23 protein-coding genes are annotated in these 22,181 nt (G+C 70.1%); 7 read left to right on the forward strand and 16 right to left on the reverse strand.

Features of this window, described 5'->3' with window-relative positions:
• Window positions 1–2: 2 nt before the first annotated feature.
• From trxA to dapB, 6 genes are read right to left on the reverse strand one after another with little or no spacing between them, the layout of a single operon-like run.
• Entirely contained in the window at window positions 3–326 is a 324-nt protein-coding gene (gene trxA / locus LOS78_RS07615; protein ID WP_028711718.1) for a thioredoxin, read from the reverse strand.
• A gap of 53 nt (window positions 327–379) precedes the next feature.
• Complete coding sequence (gene addA, locus LOS78_RS07620; RefSeq protein WP_230377861.1) at window positions 380–3,754, reverse strand: double-strand break repair helicase AddA; 3,375 nt, start codon at window positions 3,752–3,754, stop codon at window positions 380–382.
• Window positions 3,744–6,686: a double-strand break repair protein AddB gene (addB, locus tag LOS78_RS07625; protein ID WP_230377862.1), complete on the reverse strand. Its 2,943-nt coding sequence runs from the start codon at window positions 6,684–6,686 to the stop codon at window positions 3,744–3,746. Before addB ends, addA begins: the two co-directional genes overlap by 11 nt.
• Window positions 6,679–7,350 (reverse strand): nucleotidyltransferase family protein, encoded by a 672-nt coding sequence (locus LOS78_RS07630; RefSeq protein WP_230377863.1) that lies wholly within the window; start codon window positions 7,348–7,350, stop codon window positions 6,679–6,681. Before LOS78_RS07630 ends, addB begins: the two co-directional genes overlap by 8 nt.
• Window positions 7,347–8,765 carry a tRNA (adenosine(37)-N6)-threonylcarbamoyltransferase complex ATPase subunit type 1 TsaE gene (gene tsaE, locus LOS78_RS07635; RefSeq protein ID WP_230377864.1) on the reverse strand — a complete coding sequence of 473 codons (1,419 nt, stop codon included), beginning with the start codon at window positions 8,763–8,765 and terminating at the stop codon, window positions 7,347–7,349. Before tsaE ends, LOS78_RS07630 begins: the two co-directional genes overlap by 4 nt.
• A gap of 31 nt (window positions 8,766–8,796) precedes the next feature.
• Window positions 8,797–9,603, reverse strand: coding sequence for a 4-hydroxy-tetrahydrodipicolinate reductase (gene dapB, locus LOS78_RS07640; RefSeq protein ID WP_230377865.1), 807 nt, complete (start codon window positions 9,601–9,603; stop codon window positions 8,797–8,799).
• 69 nt (window positions 9,604–9,672) lie between these two features.
• Between dapB and rbfA the strand changes: the two genes are divergently transcribed.
• The 3 genes from rbfA to truB are packed head-to-tail and all read left to right on the forward strand — an operon-like array spanning window position 9,673 to window position 11,732.
• Window positions 9,673–10,089 carry a 30S ribosome-binding factor RbfA gene (rbfA, locus tag LOS78_RS07645; protein WP_028711724.1) on the forward strand — a complete coding sequence of 139 codons (417 nt, stop codon included), beginning with the start codon at window positions 9,673–9,675 and terminating at the stop codon, window positions 10,087–10,089.
• Window positions 10,079–10,834: a phosphodiester glycosidase family protein gene (locus LOS78_RS07650; protein ID WP_230377866.1), complete on the forward strand. Its 756-nt coding sequence runs from the start codon at window positions 10,079–10,081 to the stop codon at window positions 10,832–10,834. The genes rbfA and LOS78_RS07650 overlap by 11 nt, the downstream gene beginning before the upstream one ends.
• A 1-nt stretch (window position 10,835) precedes the next feature.
• Complete coding sequence (gene truB / locus LOS78_RS07655) at window positions 10,836–11,732, forward strand: tRNA pseudouridine(55) synthase TruB (protein ID WP_230377867.1); 897 nt, start codon at window positions 10,836–10,838, stop codon at window positions 11,730–11,732.
• Here the strand turns inward: truB and LOS78_RS07660 are convergent.
• From LOS78_RS07660 to LOS78_RS07705, 10 genes are all read right to left on the reverse strand, one after another.
• Window positions 11,729–12,565 (reverse strand): oxaloacetate decarboxylase, encoded by an 837-nt coding sequence (locus LOS78_RS07660; RefSeq protein WP_028711727.1) that lies wholly within the window; start codon window positions 12,563–12,565, stop codon window positions 11,729–11,731. The genes truB and LOS78_RS07660 overlap by 4 nt on opposite strands.
• An 86-nt stretch (window positions 12,566–12,651) precedes the next feature.
• Window positions 12,652–13,605: an MBL fold metallo-hydrolase gene (locus LOS78_RS07665; protein ID WP_230377868.1), complete on the reverse strand. Its 954-nt coding sequence runs from the start codon at window positions 13,603–13,605 to the stop codon at window positions 12,652–12,654.
• Between the two features lie 74 nt (window positions 13,606–13,679).
• Complete coding sequence (locus LOS78_RS07670; protein WP_230377869.1) at window positions 13,680–14,327, reverse strand: pseudouridine synthase; 648 nt, start codon at window positions 14,325–14,327, stop codon at window positions 13,680–13,682.
• On the reverse strand, window positions 14,324–14,950 hold the full coding sequence (locus LOS78_RS07675) for a LysE family translocator (protein WP_028711730.1): 627 nt from the start codon (window positions 14,948–14,950) through the stop codon (window positions 14,324–14,326). The genes LOS78_RS07670 and LOS78_RS07675 overlap by 4 nt, the downstream gene beginning before the upstream one ends.
• Window positions 14,951–14,999: 49 nt before the next feature.
• Complete coding sequence (locus LOS78_RS07680) at window positions 15,000–15,395, reverse strand: GFA family protein (protein ID WP_230377870.1); 396 nt, start codon at window positions 15,393–15,395, stop codon at window positions 15,000–15,002.
• Window positions 15,373–15,825: a GAF domain-containing protein gene (locus LOS78_RS07685; protein WP_230377871.1), complete on the reverse strand. Its 453-nt coding sequence runs from the start codon at window positions 15,823–15,825 to the stop codon at window positions 15,373–15,375. The genes LOS78_RS07680 and LOS78_RS07685 overlap by 23 nt, the downstream gene beginning before the upstream one ends.
• Before the next feature lie 31 nt (window positions 15,826–15,856).
• Entirely contained in the window at window positions 15,857–16,234 is a 378-nt protein-coding gene (locus LOS78_RS07690; RefSeq protein WP_028711733.1) for a hypothetical protein, read from the reverse strand.
• A gap of 105 nt (window positions 16,235–16,339) precedes the next feature.
• Window positions 16,340–17,161, reverse strand: coding sequence for an NAD(P)-dependent oxidoreductase (locus LOS78_RS07695; RefSeq protein ID WP_230377872.1), 822 nt, complete (start codon window positions 17,159–17,161; stop codon window positions 16,340–16,342).
• Window positions 17,158–18,012: a glycosyltransferase gene (locus LOS78_RS07700; protein WP_230377873.1), complete on the reverse strand. Its 855-nt coding sequence runs from the start codon at window positions 18,010–18,012 to the stop codon at window positions 17,158–17,160. Before LOS78_RS07700 ends, LOS78_RS07695 begins: the two co-directional genes overlap by 4 nt.
• Window positions 18,009–19,226 carry an NAD-dependent epimerase/dehydratase family protein gene (locus LOS78_RS07705; protein WP_028711736.1) on the reverse strand — a complete coding sequence of 406 codons (1,218 nt, stop codon included), beginning with the start codon at window positions 19,224–19,226 and terminating at the stop codon, window positions 18,009–18,011. The genes LOS78_RS07700 and LOS78_RS07705 overlap by 4 nt, the downstream gene beginning before the upstream one ends.
• Window positions 19,227–19,381: 155 nt before the next feature.
• On the opposite strand from LOS78_RS07705, the gene LOS78_RS07710 reads away from it, so the two are divergent.
• The 4 genes from LOS78_RS07710 to dnaQ all read left to right on the forward strand — a co-directional run bounded on the left by LOS78_RS07710 (window position 19,382) and on the right by dnaQ (window position 22,135).
• Window positions 19,382–19,828 (forward strand): Rrf2 family transcriptional regulator, encoded by a 447-nt coding sequence (locus LOS78_RS07710; protein WP_028711737.1) that lies wholly within the window; start codon window positions 19,382–19,384, stop codon window positions 19,826–19,828.
• A 153-nt stretch (window positions 19,829–19,981) separates the two neighbouring features.
• Window positions 19,982–20,830 carry a shikimate dehydrogenase gene (locus tag LOS78_RS07715; RefSeq protein ID WP_028716414.1) on the forward strand — a complete coding sequence of 283 codons (849 nt, stop codon included), beginning with the start codon at window positions 19,982–19,984 and terminating at the stop codon, window positions 20,828–20,830.
• Window positions 20,827–21,423, forward strand: coding sequence for a dephospho-CoA kinase (gene coaE / locus LOS78_RS07720; protein ID WP_230377874.1), 597 nt, complete (start codon window positions 20,827–20,829; stop codon window positions 21,421–21,423). The genes LOS78_RS07715 and coaE overlap by 4 nt, the downstream gene beginning before the upstream one ends.
• The gene (gene dnaQ / locus LOS78_RS07725) at window positions 21,416–22,135 is read left to right on the forward strand and encodes a DNA polymerase III subunit epsilon (protein WP_230377875.1); all 720 of its coding nucleotides are present in this window, start codon (window positions 21,416–21,418) and stop codon (window positions 22,133–22,135) included. The genes coaE and dnaQ overlap by 8 nt, the downstream gene beginning before the upstream one ends.
• Window positions 22,136–22,181 lie beyond the last annotated feature (46 nt).

Genomic DNA, 22,181 nt, shown 5'->3' on the forward strand with positions numbered 1-22,181 from the left:
GATCAGATGGATTCGTCGATCCAGGCCTTCAGCGCGGCCTTGGGCGCGGCGCCGATCTTGTTCGAGACCACCTGGCCGTCCTTGAACAGGAACAGCGCCGGGATGCCGCGCACGCCCAGGGCGGCGGGGCTTTCGGGGTTCTCGTCCACATTGACCTTCACGATCTTCACGCGGCCCGCGTATTCGGCGGCCAGCTCTTCCAGCGAGGGGCCGATCTGGCGGCAAGGCCCGCACCATTCGGCCCAGAAATCCACCACGACCGGGGTCGGGGACTGGCGGACTTCGCTGTCGAAATCGGCGTCGGAAACGGCTTGGGTGTTGGCCATGGGGCTCTCCTGCGATGTGCCGGCTGGCACCGGCGGGGCGTATGGGTCAAGAGCTATGCACCGGGGCGGTTGGGGTCAAGGCCCGCCATCACCCCATCCAGCAACTCGTCGGGCAGCGCCATCAGGCTGCGCGAGGCGGTCCAGAGCACCGCGACCTCGACCCGCATGGCCGGCCAGATCAGCCGCAGCGCCGCGCGATAGGCGGCCATCTGCCGCAAGATCCCCAGCGGCACCGCCTGCGGCGTATCCGGCACCTCGCGGTTCGACTTGTAGTCCACCGCCAGGATCCGGTCCGGCTCCACCACCAGCCGGTCCACGGCGCCGGTCAGGGTGCCGATGCCCGGCAGCGGCGCGGCCAGCGCCACCTCGGCCAGCAGCTCGGCACCGTCGGGCAGGGCAAAGACCTGCGCCAGGTCCGGGGCCTCGATCACCGCGCGGGCTTCGGTCAGCAGCGCGGCCAGATCCTCGGGCCCGGGCAGGCCGCCCTCGGCATCGGCCAGAACGTCGCGGGCCAAGGCGGGCCAATCGGTCGGATCGCGGCCCGGCAGGTGCTCCAGCAGCAGGTGCAGGCGGGTGCCGAATAGCATCGCCGCCTCGGCATCGCCCTCGCCGGGCGCGCCGATCACCTTGGCCCCGCCCAGCGCCGTCGCGGCGACGGGCCGGAGCTTTGCGGGGGCGGGCGGCGGCGGGGCGCGCAGCCAGTCCGGCTCGGCCGGCGCAGGCCTTTCCGACAGCACCGGCTGCGGCGCGTTTTCGGGCCAGTCGCCATAGGACAGCCGCCGGATCTCGCCGCCCCAGGGCGCGGGCAGGCGCGTTTCGGTCAGGTCGGTGCGGCCCATGCCGGCCTCGACCATGGCGTGCCAGCTGTCCTCGGCCGCGCCGGTCTCGCCCGCCGCGGCGACGATCAGCCAGCTTTCGGCGCGGGTCAGCCCGACATAGAGCAGCCGCTTGCGTTCCTGCAGCTGCCGCTCGGTCTGCAGCGCGGCCAGTTCCTCGACCGGATCGGGCCGCTCGCCCTTGCGGCCGCGCCACAGGGACAGCCCGTCCGGGCCGGGCAGCACCGGCGCCTCGCGCGGCGGCTTACGCTGCGCACAATCGGGCATGATGACGATGGGGCTTTCCAGGCCCTTCGAGCCGTGCACGGTCATCACCCGGATCAGCCCCTCGCCATCGCCGGCCGAGCCGGGCTGGCGGCGCACCTCGACATCGTCGCCGGTCAGCCAGACCAGGAAGCCGGTCAGCGAGGGCGTCTCCGAGCTTTCATAGGCCAGCGCCTGCGACAAGAGCTCGTCGATGCCGTCCTGCGCCTCGGGGCCCAGCCGGGCGATCAGCCGCTCGCGCCCGCCGTGGCGGATCAGCAGGCGCTGGATCAGGTCATAGGGGCGCATGAAGCCGGTCTGGCCCATCAGGTCGGCCAGCAGCTCGACCGCCTGGCGATGCGGCGATTCGCGCAGCCGCCGCCACAGGTATTCGCCGCGCTTGCGCCCGGCGGCAAGGCGGTAAAGCTCCTCCTCGGTCAGCCCGAACAGCGGCGAGCGCAGGCAGGCCGCCAGCGACAGGTCGTCCTCGGGCGTAGCCAGCACCGACAAGAGGGCGCGGATGTCCTGCACCGCCATCTCTCCGGCCAGCTTCAGCCGGTCGGCGCCGGCCACGGGCAGGTTCGCCGCCTTCAGCGCCGCGATGATCTCGGCGAACAGGTCCGAGCGGCGCTGCACCAGGATCAGCACGTCGCCGGCGCGGATGCGGCGCACCGCGCCGGTCTTGGGGTCATGGATCGGCTGGCCCAGCATCCTGCCGATGCCGTCGGCGACGGCGCGGGCCAGCTGCACGGTTTCCGAATTCTCGGCCGGCTGGTCCACCGGATCGGTCCAGTCGCCCGGCTCGGGCTTTTCGGGCTTCGGGATCGCCGGCCACAGGTCCACCCGGCCCGGCATCGCGGTGCGAAAGGCGCGGTGCTGCGGCGGATCGCCCAGGCCGCGCGCCGCATCGCCGGCAAAGACCTGATCGACCAGCGACAGGATCGCGGTCGAGCTGCGGAAGGAATGCCGCAGCTCCAGCACCTGCATGGGATTCTGCACCGCCTCGAAGGCCTGGGCAAAGCCGGTGCGGCGGGCCTCGAACACCGCGATATCGGCGCCCTGGAAGGAATAGATCGACTGCTTGGGGTCGCCCACCACGAACAGGCTGCGCGTCTGGTCGCGCGCCCCTTGCCCCGAGGTGAACTCGTCGGTCAGCCGCTCGATCACCTGCCATTGCGCCGGGCTGGTGTCCTGCGCCTCGTCGACCAGGATATGGTCGATGCCGCCGTCCAGCCGGAACAGCACCCATTGCGCCATGCTGCTTTCCGACAAGAGCCGCGCGGTGCGGTCGATCAGGTCGTCGAAATCCAGATGGCCATGCGCGGCCTTCTGCGCCCGGTAGCGGGTCAGGAAGGCATGACCGAAACGGTGCAGCGCCAAGGTCCGTTCCGCATGCGCCAAGGCGATGCGGCGCGGCCGGGCGGATTCGACCCGCTCCATCAGGATCGCCAGATCGTCCAGCAGCTCGGCGCAGGGGCCGCTGCGCAGCGCCTTGGTCGGAAAGCCGTCGTATTTCGCGGTAAAGGGCGCCTTGGCGCTTGCCCCGGTCAGCAGCACGGATTCCAGGATCGCCAGCTCCGCCATGCCCGGCTGCGCCCAGTTGCCGGGCGCCAGCTTCGCCGCCGCCTTCTGGTCGTTCGCGCCGCTTTTCAGCAGATGCGGGATCAGCGCGGCAATGACCGTAGCCCCGTCGGTAAAGCATTCCGCCAGCAGCGCCTGCATGTCCTCGCCCGGCGCCAGCCCGCATGCGGTCCAGAGCGCGTCCCGGTCTGCGGGGGCCTCGAACCCCCGCAGACCGGCGAGGAAGGCGTCGAGCCGTTCGCCGGAATGCAGCGCCAGCAGGTCCTCCAGTTCGGGCGCGTGCTCGCGGGCCATGTCCTCGATGATCTCGGCGCGGATCAGCGCCGCGCTGCGGTCGTCAAGCTCGGTGAAGCCATGCGGCACCCCGGCCTCGATCGGGAAGCGGCGCAGGACGCCGGCGCAGAAGCTGTGGATGGTCTGGACCTTGAGCCCGCCCGGCGTCTCGATGGCGCGGGCAAACAGCCGGCGCGCGGCGGGCAGGTCGGGGGCGCCCGCCTCGCCCAGCCGCGCCAGTTCGGCGCGCAGTTCCGCCTCGGGCAGCATGGCCCATTGGCCCAGCCGCGCCAGCAGGCGGTTCTGCATCTCGGTCGCCGCGGCCTTGGTATAGGTCAGGCACAGGATGCGCTCGGGCGCGGTCCCGGCCAAGAGCAGCCGCGCCACCCGGTCGGTCAGCACCCGCGTCTTGCCCGAGCCGGCATTGGCCGTCAGCCAGGTCGAGCGATGCGGGTCCGCCGCCCGCACCTGCGCCAGCGTCGCCTCATCCATCATCGCCGAACCTCTGCGGGGCCGCGACCTCGGTCGTGTCCCATTCGCCATGCCGCGACAGGTGGTCGTAATCGCTGGCATGGTCGCTGCGTTCCATGGCCAGCCGGGCGGTAAAGCCGCGCTCGCCGTCCAGATAGCGGCGGATCAGGGTGACGAAGCCGGTCCAGCTTTCCTCGGCAAAACCGGGGCTGAACTCGCGGCTTTCGGTTTTTCCCTCGCCGCCCAGCTGGATATAGCTGATGCCCTCGACCTCGGCCGGTCCCAGCGCCTTGAAGGCGCCGTGCCGGACCATCGCGGCCTCCAGCGGCAATTGCTTGTCGAAATGCGCGATCTGCTTGTCGGTCGGCGGCTTGCCGGACTTGTAGTCATAGACATGCACCCGGCCGTCCTGCAGCAGGTCCAGCCGGTCGGGCCGGGCGATCAGGCGGAAGTCCAGGCCGGGCACGGCCTCCGCGCCATATTCCTCGACCAGGACGGGCCGGCCGCGCGCCAGCCGCTCGGCCTCGTCCGCCATCAGCCGGTCGGCGATGCCGGCGATCCGCGCCCGCCAGAACAGCCGGGCCGAGGGCCAGGGCACCTCGGCTTCCAGCACCGCGTCGGTAAGGGCAAGCAGCCGCGCCTTCATCGCCTGCGGCGTCTCGGGCAGATCGGGAAGGCCGCGCAGGAAACGGTCCATGATGTGATGCAGGACATTGCCGCGCTCGGCCGCGTCGGGTTCGGGGCGCAGCGGGTCCAGCGCCCGCAGGCGCAGCACGCGGCGGGCATAGACGGCATAGGGGTCGCGGATCAGCGTCCTGACCTCGGTCACCGACAGCTCGCGCAGGGCGGGCGGCGGCGGAAGGGGCGAGGGCCGCGGCGCCGGCGCCAGCCGCATGCGCGGCCGGGCCTGCAATTCGGCCAGGTCCAGCCAGCGCCGGCCGCGTTTCCGCATCTCGGCCAGCGCTTGCGGCCCCTGCTGGTCCGGCAGCCCGCCCAGCAGGTTCACCAGCCGGTTCAGCCAGCGCGAGGGGATGGTCTCGGCCTCGGCGTCGCGGCGGGCGCGGGTCAGCACCACCTGCACCGCCGCCACGGCCTGCTGGAAGTCATGCGCCGACAGGCCCACCCGGCGCTCGGGCAGGGTCAGCCCCGCCGCCAGCCGCATCGGGCGCGACAGCCACGGATCGGGCGGCAGCGCCTGCGGCCAGCCCCCCTCGTTCAGGCCCGACAGGATCACCAGCCCGGCATCCTCGCCCACCGCCTCGGTGCGCGCCTCGCGCGGGCCGCGAAAGCGGACCAGCGGATGCGCGGCCACGTCCTGCCGCACCGCCTGGCCCTGCAATTCGTCCTGCAGCAGGTCGCAGAACTCGGCCGGCCGCAGGTCGTGGCCCAGATGCGCATGGGCGGCCAGATGATCCAGCACCGCACGCGCCAGCCCGCCCGAAGCCTTGGCCCAGAGTTCCGAGGCATCGGCATCGCCGCCCGGACCGGCGGCCAGATCCTCGGCCAGGGCGCGCAGATCGCGCAGCCGCTCCGCCAGCGGCCGCGGCGCGCGGTCCTGCGCCAGCGGCACGATGCGGTCCAGAAGCGCGGCCAGCCACAGCGCCCAGGGCTTGCTGGAGGCGTCGCCGCGATCCGCCCAGTCCCGCAAGGCCGCGCCATCGGGAAAGGCCGGTCCGTTACGGCGCAGGTGCAGCTCCAGGTCGCGGGTATGGCGGTTGTGCTCGCGCCGGTAATCGGGGCCAAGCCCGGTCGCGGTGACCGGGTGCTTGAGCAACACCAAGAGCGCGTCCAGCATCATCTCGGCCCCGAAAAGGTCGGCGACATGGCGCAGGAAGAGGCCGGGCGCGGTCAGCGGCAGGGGCTGGCCAGCGGAATCGTCCGGGATGATGCCCCAGCGGTCCAGCGCCGATTGCACGCGGCGGGTCAGCATCCGGTCGGCGGCGATCAGCGTCACCGGCTGGCGGTTTTCCACCGCCTCGCGGATGACCAGCGCCACGGCCTCGGCCTCCTGCCCCGGCTGCTCGGCCTCGATCAGGGTCAGGGCCTTGGTCGCGGGAAGCAGCGGGCCAAGGCGCGGGCCTTCCTCGATCCATTGATCGGTGACCGGCGCGGGACGCAGCGCCAGCGAGATCAGGCGGTTGCGCGCCGGGTCGGGCGCCGTTCCGGGCAGCCATTCCGCCGGGGCGCCGAACTCGGCCAGCAGCGGCGCATAGCGCGCCTGCGGGTGATCTTCGGACAGCGCGTCGAGCCCCTCCCAGACCGCCTGCGGCAGATCGGCATCGAAGCCCGGCAGCACCACCGCGCCCATCGGCAACCGGGCGACGGCGCGCATGAAATCCCGCGTCGCGCCATGCGAGCCGGTCGAGCCGGCGACGACCACCGGGCCCTGCGGCAGGTCCGCGCCGCGCGCCCAGGCCGCGGCCAGCGCCCCGGCGGCGGCGCGCTGCCGGGCCTCGCGGTCCTGCGGCGGGTCGGACAGGTAATAGCCGGCGGCGATCTTCAGGAAGGCCAGCGCCCGGCCCCAATGCTGGGCGTGTTCGCTGGCATCGATGCGGTCCAGCGCCTGCGCGTCCAGCCCCTCCAGCTGCATCTCGGCCATCAGCGCCGCCAGCGAGGCAGCGAGTTCCGGCACCGATTGCCCCTGCGCCAGATCGGGATCGGCGCGCAGCGCGGCGTCGATCAGACGGCCCAGTTCCAGCCGGCGCGCCAGCGGGGCCGTGGCCGCGCCGCCGCCCAGGTCGGCGATCAGCCGCAATTGCGGCAAAAGCAGCGGCCCGCGCCGGATGAAGGCCTGACGCAGCGCCATCAGCGACTGGCCGGAATTGGCATAGACCGTGACCCGCGCCATGTCCTGCGGCGGACGGTGGGCCATGCGCCGGATCAGCCCGTCGGCGAAGGCGCCGGGGAAATCCGCGCCGCAGGGCAGGGCAAAGATCCCGTTCTGCCAGTCAGGCATCGAGCAGGCTCTCGGCCAGCGGGATGCAGTCGGGGCGGCCGACATCGCACCATTCACCGGGATGGACCAGCCCGTAAGCACGGCCCCCGGCGATCATCAGGTCCCAAAGGCGGTTGAGCGAGAACACCTGCTCGGGGATCGCGGCCAGCCGGTCGGGGCGGATGATCTGCACGCCGCCATAGACCAGATCGCCCCTGCGGATCAGCCGGCCCGCCGGGCCTAGGCTGAAATCGCCGCCGCCCTGCCGGCCATGGGTCCGGTCCAGCGGCACCAGCATCAGCAGCGCGTCCATCTCCTCGCGCCAGCCGTCCAGCAGGGCGCGGACCGGGTTCGGGCCGGTCCAGATCACATCCGGGTTCATTGTGATCACAGGGCCGGGGCCAAGCAGCGGCAGCGCCTTGCGCAGGCCGCCGCCGGTCTCGAGCAGCAGGTCGGATTCGTCCGAGACGGCGATGTCCTGCCCGGCGATGTGATCACGGATCTGCGGGCCCAGATGATGGATGTTCACCGCCACCGGCCCGACGCCCGCCTGCCGCGCCAGCGCCAGCGTGCGATCCAGAAGGGTCTGGCCGCCGACCGGGATCAACGGTTTCGGCAGCGTATCGGTCAGCGGCGCCATGCGGGTGCCCTTGCCCGCGGCGAAGATCATCAGCGGCAGGCTCATCCGGCGATGCCCTCGATCACCTCGGGCGTCGGCGCAGGGACACCCTCCAGCGCCTGGGCCAGCGGCGCCAGCGCCGGATGCGCCAGGTCGCGCCGGATCGCCGCCCAGACGCGCGGCATCATCGCCAGATAGCGCCGCTTGCCCTCGCGCTGCGCCAGCCGGGTGAAGATGCCCATGATGCGCAGGTTGCGCTGCGCGCCCAAGAGCGCATAGGCGGCGCGAAACCGCGCCTCGTCCACGCCCGTCGCGGCGACATAGCGGGCGATCTGCGCCTCTTCGATCTCGGGCGCGACGTCGCGGCGGGCGTCCTGCAGGGCCGAGACCAGGTCATAGGCCGGATGCACCGCCACCGCGTCCTGGAAATCCAGAAGGCCCAGCGGCGCATCGTCCCGCCAGACGACATTCTCGGCATGGAAATCGCGCAGGCCCAGCACCGGCGGCATGTCGGCAGCCAGTTCGGCATGCAGCCGCTCGATCACCGCGGCGACCTCGGCGCCCTTGCCGGGCGCACCGGCGGCAGCGGGATAGTATTCGGCGAACAGCCCGACCTGATGCGCCAGTTCCGGCCCGTCGAGGCGCAGCACGAAGTCCGGCGGCTCGTGGCCGTGCAGCTGCACCAAGAGGTCGGTCATGCGGTCATAGATGCGCGGCGCCAGCTCGGGGCGCGATTCCAGCACCCGGGCCACCAGATCGTCGCCCAGATCCTCGATCAGCAGCAGGCCCTGCGCCTGGTCGGCGGCCAGGATCTCGGGCGCGTGCAGGTCCAGCGCCCGCAGCCATTGCGTCATGGCCACATAGGGCGCGGTCACGCCGGGCGAGGCATCCATCAGCACCGCGCTGCGCCCGTCCTGCTCGACCAGCCGGAAATAGCGCCGCGACGAGGCGTCGCCCGCCAGCGGCAGCAAGCGCGCCCCGGCCCAGCCGGCGCGGTGGATCAGCCGGGCGATGGCGGGCAGGCGGGTCATGGCGCCCCAATGCGGCTCGGACCCGGCCAAGGTGATGCGGCGCAGGTCGGGGGCATCGGGCAGCGGCTCCAGCCCGATGGTCAGCGGATCGGGCAGCGGGCTGCCATGTTCGGGCCATTCGACCAGCACGATGGCCTCGCGCATGGCCTCGTCAAGGCCAAGCTCGGCCAGTTCCTCGGGATGGGTCAGGCGGTAAAGGTCGGCATGCCAGATCTCGGTCCCCAGCGGGTCGGCATAGGTCTGGACCAGGGTGAAGGTGGGGCTGGGCACCTCCTCGGCCGCCTCGCCCTGGCGGGCGCGGATGAAGGCGCGGGCGAAATGCGTCTTGCCGGCGCCGACCGGCCCCTGCAACGCCACCACGTGGCCGGGCTTCAGGACAGCCGCCATCACCCGCGCCAGGCAGGCGGTCAGGTCGGCATCGGCATCGTCAAGCGTCGCAAGCAGGGTCATCACAGGAAACCTAATGCGGGACGCAGCCCTGTCAAAGCCCCAGAACGTCGGCCATGTCGTATTCGCCCGGCCCCTTGTCCTGGCCCCACAGCGCCGCCCGCAGCGCGCCGCGGGCAAAGATGGCGCGGTCGGTGGCGACATGGCGCAGCACCACCCGCTCGCCCGCGGTGGCGAAGATCACGTCATGCTCGCCGACGATATCGCCGCCGCGGATGGCGCTGAACCCGATCGAGCCGGGGGCGCGGGCGCCGGTGATGCCCTCGCGCGCAGGCGTGCGCAACTCGTCCAGGCCGTGGCCGCGCCCGGTGGCGGCGGCCTCGCCCAGCATCAGCGCGGTGCCCGAGGGCGCATCGACCTTGCGGTTGTGATGCGCCTCGACCACCTCGATATCCCAGTCCTCGCCCAGCGCGGCAGCGACCTTGCGGGTCAGCCCGACCAGCAGGTTGACGCCCAGGCTCATGTTGCCGGCGCGGATGATCGGCGCGTGGCGGGCGGCGGCCTTCAGCTTGTCCAGATGGGCGGGCTCGAAACCGGTGGTGCCGATCACATGCACGGCGCGGGCCTGCGCGGACAGTTCGGCAAAGGCCACCGTCGCCGCCGGGGCGGTGAAGTCGATCACCGCCTGCGCCTTGGCGATGGCCTCGACCGGATCGTCGGTGACGGTGATTCCCAGCGCCGCGCCGCCCATCGCCTCGCCCAGGTCGCGGCCGACCCAGGGATTGCCCTCGCGTTCGACGGCGCCGACAAGGCGGGCCTGATCCGACGCCAGAACGGTGCGCACCAGCATCTGCCCCATGCGGCCCGACGCGCCCGTGATGACGATTCCCGGTTTTTCCATGCTCGATCCCCCGTTTCCGGCATGTCTATCCCGTTGCGGCGCGGGCCGCGACCCCCTACATCTGCGCGCATGGCACAGAACCGCTTTCATTCCGGCACAGGCCCCTCGCAGCGCCAGCTTCGCGTGGGCGAGCTGATCCGCCGCACGCTTTCCGACGTCCTCCTGCGCGGGGATGTCCACGATCCCGAGCTGAACCGGCATTCGATCACGGTCGGAGAGGTGCGGACCTCGCCCGACCTCAAGGTCGCGACGGCCTTCGTGCTGCCGTTGGGCGGGCACGATGCCGAAGAGGCGCTGGCCGCGCTGCGCCGCAATTCGGGCGAGCTGCGCCATCTGGTCGCCAAGGCGATGACGCTGAAATATGCGCCGCAGCTGCGCTTCGTGCTGGACGAAACCTTCGACCGCATGGACGACACGCGCCGCCTCTTGTCCGAGGACCGGGTGCGCCGCGACGTCGAATCGCATCCGGAAGACGATGAAGATTGACCTCAAGCGCCGGCTGGGGCTGGCCATCGGCGCATTGGTCGCCATGACCCTGCCCGCCATGGCCGGGATCTGCGAAAAGCGCGACTTCGACGGGCAGGGCTATGTGATCTGCACGCTGGCGGCGGAACAGGAGCCGGGGCTGCGGCTGTGGCTGAACGGCCCGGACGGCCGGGTCTTGGGCGATTTCACCGCCGTGCGCCGCATGCTGGCCGAGGGCGAGGTGCTGGGTTTCGCCATGAATGCCGGCATGTATCACCCGGATTTCACCCCGGTCGGGCTTTACGTCAGCGACGGCGTCAGCCAGCATGATCTGGTGACGGCCGGCGGCGGCGGCAATTTCGGCATGCTGCCGAACGGCGTGTTCTGCACCGGCGGCGCCCGGCCCTATCAGGTGATCGAAAGCCGGGCCTTTGCCAGGGCCGCCCCGGAATGCCGGATCGCCACGCAATCGGGGCCGATGCTGGTGATCGACGGCGCGCTGCATCCGCGTTTCCTGGTGGACAGCGACAGCCGCTATATCAGGAACGGCGTCGGCGTCTCTCCGGACGGGCAGACGGCATGGTTCGCCATCTCGGACCGGGCGGTGACGTTCCACGAATTCGGCCGGCTGTTCCGCGACGGGCTGGGGGCGCGGGATGCGCTGTATTTCGACGGCTCGATTTCGCGGCTATACGCCCCCAGCCTTGGCCGCGCCGATTTCGGGCGGCGGCTGGGGCCGATCATCGGATATGTAGGACAGAACTAGAATGGCGCGAAAAAAGGGACGCGAGATCCACGGTTGGCTGATCGTGGACAAGCCGGCGGGCATCGGCTCGACCGATGTGGTCGGCAAGGTCCGCTGGGCGCTGGACGCGAAGAAGGCCGGCCATGCCGGGACGCTGGACCCGGACGCGACCGGCGTGCTGGCCGTGGCGCTGGGAGAGGCGACCAAGACCGTGCCGATCCTGGCCGAGGCGCTGAAAGCCTATGACTTCACGGTGAATTGGGGCGCCGAGACCACGACCGACGACGCCTCGGGCGCGGTGGTGAAGACCAGCGATGCGCGCCCGGACGAGGCGGCGATCCGCGCCGCGCTGCCCGCATTCACCGGCGAGATCATGCAGGTTCCGCCCGCCGTCTCGGCCGTGCGCGTCGATGGCGCGCGGGCCTATGACCTCGCGCGCGAGGGCGAGGTGGTCGAGCTTGCCGCCCGGCCGCTCTGGGTGGACTCGCTGGAGCTTCTGGGCGCGGCACAGGACAGCGCCGAGCTGCGCATGGTCTGCGGCAAGGGCGGCTATGTCCGCGCCATCGCCCGCGACCTCGGCCGCAAGCTGGGCTGCCTTGGCCATGTCGCGCAGCTGCGCCGCATCTGGTCGGGACCCTTCGACGCCGCAGACGGCTTCGCCTTCGACCGCATCGACCGCGCCAACCAGGCCGAGATCGAGGCGGCGCTGCTGCCCCTGCAAGCCGCGCTGGCCGACCTGCCCGAGATGCAGGCGACCGAGATGGGCGCCACCCGCATCCTGAACGGCAATCCCGGCCAGGTGCTGGGCCATGCCGAGTTCGGAGAGGAGGTCTGGGTCAGCCGCAACGGCCGGGCGCTGTGCATCGGCCGCTACATGGGCGGAGAGGTGCAGCCCTCGCGCGTGTTCAACCTGGGCTAGACCTCCTCGCCGCCCGGCGCCATGATCCGCGCGACGGTTGCGCCGGGCAGGGCCTCGGCGGCATAGGTGAAGGTGCCGGCGGATCGGACCTCCTCGGCGGCGCGCATCAGCGCGCCGAGCGCCGCCCGCGCGAAAGAGCCGCCGACGCTGATCCGCCGCACCCCGGCCTGCGCCAGCTCGGCCACCGACCAGGTCGGACCCGACAGCCCCATGACCACGTTGACGGGCTTGTCCAGCGCGGCGCAGACCGTGCGGATCGCCTGCAGGTCCGGCAGGCCCGGCGCATAAAGCACATCCGCCCCGGCTTCGGAAAAGGCTTGCAGCCGCCGGATCGTGTCATCCAGATCCGGCCGGCCCCAAAGGAAGTTCTCGGCCCGCGCGGTCAGCAGGAAGGGCAGGCCCCGCGCCGCCTCTGCCGCGGCCCGGATGCGCTCGACCGCCAGGGACAGGTCGTGGATCGGATCGGCGGCATCCCCCGTCGCATCCTCGATCGAGCCGCCGACCAGCCCCACCCGACAGGCCAGCCGGATGGTTTCGGCGCAGGTCTCCGGTGCGGCGCCGAAACCATCCTGCAGATCAGCCGAGACCGGCAGCTCGGTCGCGCCGACGATCTCGGCGGCATTGTCCACGATCTCCTCGCGTCCGAGCCCGGCGATGGAATCCGGCTTGCCCTTGGAAAAGGCATAGCCGGCGCTGGTGGTCGCCAGCGCCTGAAACCCCAGGCTGGCCAGCAGCCGGGCCGAGCCCGCATCCCAGGGATTGGGCATGACGAAGGCGCCCTCCGCCTCGTGCAGCGCCTTCAGCGCCTCGAACTTCGCCTGTTGGTCCGGCATCGCGCCTCTCCTGCAAGGAACTCCCGCGCGACTCTAGCAGGCCGGAACAAATTGTGAACGACTTTCTCGGCCCCGGGCTTCGGCCCTCAGCCGAACTGATAGGTCGCGGGCACGAAGCGGAACGACCCCTCGCCGTTCGGGGCGATGAAACCCAAAGCCGGGAAGGGCATGTGATAGCCGATGAAGGGGATCTTCTCTTCGGCCAGCCGGGCCAGCACCGCCTGCCGGGTGGCCGCGCCCTGCTCCCTGTCCACGTCGAAGCGCACATGCCAGGCCGGGCGCTGCACCGAATAGACATAGTGGTTGAAGCTGTCGCCGGTGATCAGCAGCCGCTGCCCCTCGCTTTCCAGCAGATAGGTGGTATGGCCGGGCGTGTGGCCATGCGCCTGTTCGGCCCTGATGCCGGGCAGGATTTCCTCGGTCCCCTCGATCTGCTGCGCCTGGTCGAGCAGCGGCACCACCTTGGCTGTATAGGCCTCGCTGGGATTGGCGGCCCAGTAATCGTTCTCGGGCCGGGGCAGGATCAGTTGGGCATTGGGAAAGGCCGGGGCCTCGCCATCCATCAGGCCGCTGATATGGTCGGGATGCATATGGGTCAGCACGACATGGGTCACGTCCTCGGGCGTCAGCCCGGCCTGCGCCATCGAGGCGGCGTTGTTGGCCGGGACCATGCCGGCGTCGAACAGCACCAGCGCATCGGGCGTGCGCACCAAGGTCAGGGTGAACGAGCCGCCGCTGCGGTCGGCGGGAATGAAATTCTCGGCGCTGAGGCTTTCGAACTCGGCCGGGTCGGCGTTAAGCCCGAAGGTCTCGATCGGATTGTCGCTCATGCTGGCGCCGCCCAGCAGCGTCGTCACTTCGAAGCCGCCCAGCTGGATCGTATGGGCACGGCCCCGAAAGACCGGCGCCTCGCCTGCCGGCTCGGCGGGCGCGGTCTGGGCGGGGGCGGCGGTCTGGGCATGCGCCGGCAGCACCAGCGCCATGGGCAGCGCGCCGCCGATAAGCATGGCATGACGGCGGCTGATATCGGTCCTGAACATCTTTCCCTCCTGCTTGGTCCTTTCTGCAACCTTACGCGAGGGCAACGGGTTCCGGCATGAAACCTGCGTGACCGTCAGAAGGGCGCCGGGGCGGAAAAGCCTTGCATCACCCCGGTTTCCGGGTGCTTGAAGCGCAGGCTTTCGGCATGCAGCATCAGGCGGGGGAAATCCGCCGCCGCGCCGGTCGCGTAAAGCGGATCGCCCAGGATCGGGTGGCCCAGCTTGGCCGTGTGCACGCGCAGCTGATGGCTGCGGCCGGTGATCGGCATCAGCCGCACCCGCGTCTCGGCATCCGTCGCCTTGACCACCCGCCATTCGGTCTGTGCCGGGCGGCCCTCGGCATGATCGACCTTCTGGCGCGGGCGGTTCGGCCAGTCGACGATCAGCGGCAGGTCCACCATGCCGCTTTTCGGCTCCAACCGGCCCCAGAGCCGCGCGACATAGGTCTTTTTCGTGCGCCGGTCCTCGAACTGCCGGGACAAGTGGCGCTGCGCATGCGGGGTCAGGGCAAAGACCATGACCCCCGACGTGTCCATGTCCAGCCGATGCACCAGCAGCACGGTCGGAAAGGCGGCGCGCAGCCGCTCGATCAGGCAATCCGCGCGATCCTCGCCCCGTCCGGGGACCGAGAGCAGCCCGGCCGGCTTCTCGACCACCAGGATCTCGTGATCGGCATGGATCACGCGCGGCTGTTCGGCCGTGGGCTGGTAGAGAAAGCTCATTTCCAGACCAGCCGCAGCGCCAGGCCGGCGAACATCACCGCAGCGATGCGGTTCACGATGCCCAGCCGCTTGCCGATCACCTGCCCGGCAAAGCCGCCGACCAGGCCGTAACCCATGGTGACCAGCATGCCCGACAGGGTGAACATCAGCCCCAGCCCCAGGATCTGCTGCCAGACGGGGCCGTATTCCGGCCGGGTGAATTGCGGCAGGAAGGCCAGCAGGAAAAGCACCGGCTTGGGGTTCAGCAGGTTCGACAGCGCGCCGCGGCGGATGATGTTCCAGGTCCGGCTGGCGGCGCGGGCGCGCGGGTCGACCGCGCCGGCGTTCCAGCTTTTCCAGGCCAGGAACAGCAGATAGGCGGCGCCGGCATATTTGATCGCCACCAGCGCGCCGGGATGGGCAGCGACCAGCGCGCCCAGACCGACCGTCGCCATCACCACATGGCAGACCACGCCCAGCCCGACGCCGAAGCCGGCCAGCGCGCCGGCGCGCGGGCCGTTCTGGATGCCGCAGGCGCTGGCGAAGAACACGTCCTGTCCCGGTGCAAGGTTCAGCACCAGGGCCCCGGCCATGAAGGCCAGGAGTTGTTGCAACGGAAAATTCGCCAGCGTGTCCCAGATCATCGCGCGCCCCCTTTTCCTGCCGCCTAGGCCGGACGGCGCGCGGCGTCAACTATTCGCGCGGGTCCTGCGGCAGTCCGTCGGCGATATCGTAATAGTCGCCCTTGTCGGCGACGAAGATATGGCCCAGCAGGCGCAGCCCGGTCGGGCTGTCGATGGCGCCTGCCGCCACGTCGATGATCTCGGACCCGTCGCGCTGCCAGAACAGCGAGCTGCCGCAATCCGGGCAGAAGCCGCGCCGGGCGATGTCCGAGGCGCGATACCATTTCGGCTCGCCCTCGATCTGCAGCGATTCCGGCAGGATCGCGGCCCAGTAATGCCCCGACCAGCGCCGGCACTGGCTGCAATGGCAGGCCTTCAGGTCGTTGCCGGCGTCATAAGTGCCGCGGAAGCGGATGGCGCCGCACAGGCAATGGCCGGTGAATTCAGTCGCGTCCGAAGGTGGCATCCAGAATCTCCTGCAGGCGGCGGGCATCCTCCGGCGTGAAGGCGTCGGGCCGGTCGCTGTCGATGTCGAGCACGCCGATCAGCCGCCCGCCCGGGCCGATCACCGGGATCACCAGTTCCGAGCGGGTGGAGCTGGCGCAGGCGATATGGCCGGGAAAGGCGTCCACATCCGGCACCAGCTGGGTCTGCCGCGTCCGCGCCGCCGCCCCGCAGACCCCGCGCGAGAAGGGGATCACCAGGCAGCCATGGCCGCCCTGATAGGGACCGATCTTCAGCGTCTCGGGCGCGGTGACGCGATAGAAGCCGGTCCAATCGAAACGCTCGTCCGAGTGGTGGATTTCGCAGGCGAGCGTCGCCATCAGCGCGACCTCGTCGGTCTCGCCATGGGTCAGGGCGCGGATGCGGGCGGCGAGGTCGTCGTAATCGGGCATGGCGCGACACTAGCCGCCCTGCCGCGGGCTGTCACCCCGCCACGCGCCAGTAGCTGTTCGGCATGTGGATCAGCGGCGAGATCGCGAAGCCTGCCGCGACCAGGCACAGCAGCGTCGGCGCCGCGGTCCCGTTCAGCCCGGCCAGGACGGCAAGATGGCAGAACAGGAAGACGCCGCAGCCGGTGACCAGAGCCGGCCAGCCCTCGCAGCGCGACAGCCAGGCCAGCCCGCCGCCCAGCAAGGCCAGCGCCAGCGCCGCCCAGGAGATCGGCGCAAAGACCCGGACCAGCGACACGAGGTCGATCGCCCGCAACGGCGAATCGGCGGACATGGCGACGGTCGAGCAGGCCAGGAAAAAGCCGGCCATCACCGCAAAGGACAGGCCGCAGAGGATGGAAAGGAGGCGCATGAGAAACAAACCCAGGGATACGACAAAATGCACAAATTCCCTGCGACCTTTGCGCATGAGGCCGATTTTCCGCAAGCGGTCGGATTCCTGTCGGCGGAATTCTGCTTATGGTTGTATATTGTCCAGGATTTTAGGCATTTCCCGGCGCAGGAACGCCATGCCACCCGGCCGCCAGCCCAAGGCCCGCAGCCGGTCGCAGAGCGGCCGGCGCAGCGCCCCGGCATCGGCGCGGACCGGCAAGGGGGTGGGGCAACCGGTCAGCCGGGCGACCTCGGCCAGCAGGTCCTGCCGGTCCAGCACCAGATCGCTGGCATTGTAGCTGCCCGCCATCTGCGGATCGGCCAGCACCAGCAGCGCGGCGCGGGCAAGGTCGGCGCCATGCAGCTCGGTCGCGACGCGCGGCGGGGGGGTGGTGCCGCGCAGGAAATCCCCGATCAGCCCGGCCCATTTCTGCGGCAGGCCCGGGCCATAGACCCCGGTCGGACGCAGGCTGGCGGTCAGGAAATCCGGCGCGGCCATGGCTGCCAGCGCCGCCTCGGCCTCGGCCTTGACCTTGCCGTAAAGGTTTGTCGGGGCTGGGGAAAGCGTATCGGGCAGCGCCATGCCCTCGGGATGGCCGTCATGCACGGCACGCGAAGAGAGGAAGATCACCCGGCCGAGGCCCTGGTCCCGCGCCGCGCGGAACAACATGACCGAGCCGTCGAGATTGGCGCGGATGAATCCCTGCGGATCCTCGCCCTCGCCGCCGCGATATCGGCCAGCGACATGCTGGAAGGCGGCATGGACCAGCGCCTCGCATCCCGTCAGGTCGGGCACGTCGCCAAGGCGCCAGCCGGGCGGGGTGGTGACCTGATGGCCCGCCTGCACCGCGGCACGATGGAGCCAGCGCCCGACGAGGCCCGAGGCGCCGGTCAGCGCGATCCTCATGCCGCACCGGATGCCGGGTCGGGCGGGGGCGGCAGGTCGCGCGGATCGGGCACCGGGCCGTCCCCGGCATGGGCCCGCCAGAGCTCGATCAGCACCCGCAATTGCTCGGCCTTTGCATGATCCTGCCAGGGCTTTTCATACTGATAATGCAGCACGCGGATATCCTGCCAGCGCCAGAGCTGCGGCAGGTTGATCCAGACATATTGCAGCATATTGTCAAAGACCGGCAGGCCATGCCAGCCCGGGAAAAAGGTCTCGAGAAAGGTCTGGTCGGTGCGGCGCCAGAACCGGCCCGGCTGGTCGAGGCGGGCCAGCATCGCCTCGAACGTCGCCGGCGCGGGCCGGGCGGTGAACACCCCGGAATTCAGCCGGTGGAAATCGGCCAGCGATTCATAGACATTGGGCGCGGCGGAAAATTCCGGATAGTCGAACAGCCGGTCGATGTTCTGCAAGACCAGCGCGTCGGCATCGATGAACACCACCCGGTCATAGTCGAGCTGCCAGAGCCGCAGCTTGGCGAAATTGTCCAAGGGCGTGTGGAAGGGCGGCTTTTCGCCCTTGGTGAAGGGCGCGGCGCCATGCAGCCGGTCGCGGGCATGCAAGGCGTTGAATTCCGCCGAGGTCGGCAGCAGCTCGACCCGCACCGGCCGCACATCCAGCGACTGCAGCCCCTCCACCGCCGCCTCGGGCAGGTCGGTATAAAGCAGGACCAGATCGGCGCGCGTCCCGGTCCGGCGCAGGGACCGGAACAGCGCCGCCGCCCCGATCGCGTAATCGGGATTGGTCGCCAGCGTGACGAAGGCGCGGTCCGACCGCGCCCTGCCTTGCGGGTAGATGCCTTCGGGGGTCACGATACCGAACGCAGCCTCTTGCCCTCGGGATCGTGCTCGACGCGGCGGGCGATGTCGCGCGTCCAGGCCGAGACCGCCGGCACGCGCGAGCGGTCGATGCGATGGGCGTATTTGCGCGCCACCTCGACCACCTCGGAAAGCAGCCCCTCGGCCAGGGTGATCGGCTGCAGCCCCAGCGCCAGGAACTGGTCGTTGCTGACCACCAACTCGTTCTCGTCGGCCTCCTTGCGCGGGTTGGGCAGATAGGCCACCTCGGCCCCGGTCATGCGGGCGACCATTTCCGCTAGGTCGCGGACGCGATGCGTCTCGGTCATCTGGTTGAAGATGCGCACCCGCTCGCCCGAGGCCGGCGCGTCCTTCAGCGCCAGCTCGATGCAGCGCACCGAATCCTGGATATGGATGAAGGCGCGGGTCTGGCCGCCGGTGCCGTGCACGGTCAGCGGATAGCCGATAGCCGCCTGGATCAGGAATCGGTTCAGCACCGTGCCGTAATCACCGTCATAGTCGAAGCGGTTGATCAGCTGCTCGTGCCGGCGGGTCTGGTCGGTATGGGTGCCCCAGACGATGCCCTGATGCAGGTCGGTGATGCGCAGCCCGTCGTTCTGGGCGTAGAACTGGAACAGGATCTGATCGAGGCTCTTGGTCATGTGATAGACCGAGCCGGGACGGGTCGGATACAGGATCTGCTGCGCGCGCGGGCCGGCGGGCGTGTCGATCGACACGTCCAGATAGCCCTCGGGGATCGGCGCGCCGACGGTGGAATAGCCATAGACCCCCATGGTGCCCAGATGCAGCAGATGCGCGTCGATGCCGGTCTCCACCAGCGCCGCCAGCAGGTTATGCGTGGCGTTGATGTTGTTGCCCACGGTATAGACCTTGTGGCGGTCGGTCTTCATCGAATAGGGCGCGGCGCGCTGCTCGGCGAAATGGATCACCGCGTCGGGGCGGTGCTCGGCCAGCCAGGACTTGAGACGCTCGTATTCGGTGGCCAGGTTCAGCAGGTGGAAATGGATCCTGCGCCCGGTTTCCTGGTGCCAGATCCGGCAGCGTTCCTGGATCGAATCCATCGGCGTCAGCGACTGCACGCCCAGCTCGGTATCTATCCAGCGCCGCGACAGGTTGTCCACGATATGGATATCGTGCCCCAGCTCGGACAGGTGCAGGGCGGTCGGCCAGCCGACAAATCCGTCGCCGCCGAGGACTGCGATGCGCATGATCTACTCCTTGGTTATTGCCCGGCAGAAATGCGCGGACAATGTGTCAAAACGATAACGCTCTGGCGATGGTTCCTGGATGAAATCGCGACCGACCCGCGAAATCTTGCCGAAATCGTTGCATGATCGACCGGCGAACACTAAGGATTCCCCTTATGATCTCGCAGAAGACGAAATATGCCATCAAGGCGCTGATGGCCCTGGCAGATGAGGTGGCCGCCGGCGGCAATGCCCTGACGATCGAGGAGATCGCGCAGCGGTCCGGCGCGCCCAAGCGTTTTCTGGAGCACATCATGCTGGAGCTGCGCAATGCCGGCTATGTCGGCTCTCGCCGGGGCCGGGCGGGCGGCTATGTGCTGATCAAGCGGCCCAAGGAAATCTCGATCGGCGAGCTTCTGCGCCAGGTCGACGGACCCATCGCGCCCTTGCCCTGCCTGTCGCGCCGGTCCTATCAGCGCTGCGAGGATTGCGAGGACGAGGCGACCTGCCGGCTGCGCCGCATGTTCGGCCAGGTGTTCTGGTCCTATCTGCTGCTGATCGAATCGCTGACGCTGGAGGACCTGGTGGCCGAAGGCGGCCTGCCCGAGATGAGCGTGGTCTGACGCATCCCGGGGGTTGCATTCCTGCCATGGCCCCGGCCTGCGGCAGGCGATACGGCTTGACCCCGGCCCGGCCGGATTGCACTTGTGTCGCAACGTTCAACCCATGCCGCCGCGGGGCTGCCGGCCCCGCATGGCAAGCATCGCAGGACCAGCATGGCCGACAGTTCGCCCGCCCCGAAACACGCGCCCCTTGCCGGGGTCATCGGCTGGCCGGTGGCGCATTCGCGCTCGCCCCGGCTGCACGGGCACTGGCTGGCGCGCTATGGCATCGCCGGGCATTACGTGCCGCTGCCGGTGATGCCCGAGCATCTGGCCGAGGTGCTGCGCGCCATGCCGCGCATGGGTTTCGCCGGCGCCAATGTCACCATCCCGCACAAGGAAAGCGTGCTGGCCCTGGCCGACGTGGTGACCGACCGCGCGGCGCTGATCGGGGCGGCGAACACGCTGATCTTTCGCGCCGACGGCAAGATTCATGCCGACAATACCGACGGCTACGGCTTCATCGCCAATATCCGGCAACATGCGCCCGACTGGATCCCCGATCTGGGCCCGGCGGCGGTGATCGGCGCGGGCGGCGCGGCGCGGGCCGTCGTCGCCTCGCTTCTGGAAAGCGGGGTGCCCGAGCTGCGCATCGCCAACCGCACCCGCATCCGGGCCGAGCAGATCCGGGCCGAGTTCGGCGCCAAGGTGGTGGTCTATGACTGGGCGCAGGCCGGCAACATGCTGGAGGGCGCGGTGACCGTGGTGAACGCCACCTCGATGGGGATGGAGGGCAAGCCGCCGCTGCGCCTGCCGCTGGAGGCGCTGGCGCCGGGCACGCTGGTCACCGATCTGGTCTATACGCCGCTGATGACGCCCTTTCTGGAAGAGGCGCAGGCGCGCGGCTGCGAGATCGTCGACGGGCTGGGCATGCTCTTGCACCAGGCCGCGCCGGGATTCGAACGCTGGTTCGGCCAGCGCCCCGAGGTCGACGACGACCTGCGCCGGGCCGTGCTGGCATGAGCTTCCTGCTGGGTCTGACCGGCGGCATCGGCATGGGGAAATCCACCGCCGCGCGGATGTTCCGCGAACTGGGCCATCCGGTCTGGGACGCGGATGCCGCGGTGCATCGGCTTTACGCCCCGGGCGGGGCGGCGGTGGTCCCGGTCGCGGCGGCCTTTCCCGCTGCCCTGAAGGACGGCGGCATCGACCGCGCCGCGCTGCGCGAGGTGCTGGCGGCCGATCCCGGCGGATTTGCCCGGCTCGAATCCATCGTGCACCCGCTGGTGGCCGAGGATCGCGCCGCCTTCATCGCCGCGCATGAGGATGCGCCCATCGTGGTGCTGGACATTCCCCTGCTGTTCGAGGGCGGATCGGAGCAGCAGATGGACGGGGTCGCCGTGGTCTCGGCCCCGGCCGAGGTGCAGCGGGCGCGGGTGCTGGCCCGCCCCGGCATGACCGAGGAGAGCTTCCGCCTGATCCTGTCGCGGCAGATGCCGGATGCGGAAAAGCGGGCGCGGGCCGACTGGGTGATCCCCTCGGACACGCTGGAGGGCGCGCGCGCCGCCATCGTGGACATCTGCGCCCGGATCATGGCAAAACGCGACCATGCGTGAGATCGTCCTGGATACCGAAACCACCGGCTTCGACCCCGACAGCGGCGACCGCATCGTCGAGATCGGCGCGGTCGAACTGATGAACCACCTGCCCACCGGCCGGACCTTCCACGTCTATATCAACCCCGAGCGCCCGATGCCGCAGGAAGCCTTCGAGGTGCATGGCCTCGGCGACGACTTCCTGCGCGACAAGCCGAAATTCGCCGAGGTGGCCGCCGACTTCATCGCCTTCATCGGCGAAGAGGCCCGGCTGGTGATCCACAATGCCGGCTTCGACATGAAATTCCTGAACGCCGAGCTGCGGCTTTGCGGCTATCCGGTGATGCCCTACAGCCGGGCCGTGGACACGCTGGAGCTGGCGCGCAGCCAGTTTCCCGGCGCGCAGAACTCGCTGGACGCGCTGTGCCGGCGCTTCCGCATCGACAACTCGAACCGCACGCTGCACGGCGCGCTTCTGGACAGCGAGCTTCTGGCCGAGGTCTATCTGGCGCTGCGCGGCGGCCGCCAGCCGGGGCTGGTGCTGGACAGCGGGCCGCTGCGCGGCGCGGGATCGGGACCGCAGGCGCGCGGCGGCACCGCGCCGCGGGGGCAAAGGCCGCGCCCGCTGCCCCCCCGCATCACCGAGGCCGAGGCCGAGGCCCATGCCGCCTTCGTCGCGAAGCTGGGCGAAAAGGCGGTCTGGCTGCGCTACGCCCCGACAGAAGGGCCCTAGGCACGGAACCATTCGGGCGGGAAGAGCCGTTTTCCTGCAGAGCCAC

Origin of the sequence: Paracoccus sp. MA, from assembly GCF_020990385.1 — a bacterium.
Lineage (GTDB): Bacteria > Pseudomonadota > Alphaproteobacteria > Rhodobacterales > Rhodobacteraceae > Paracoccus.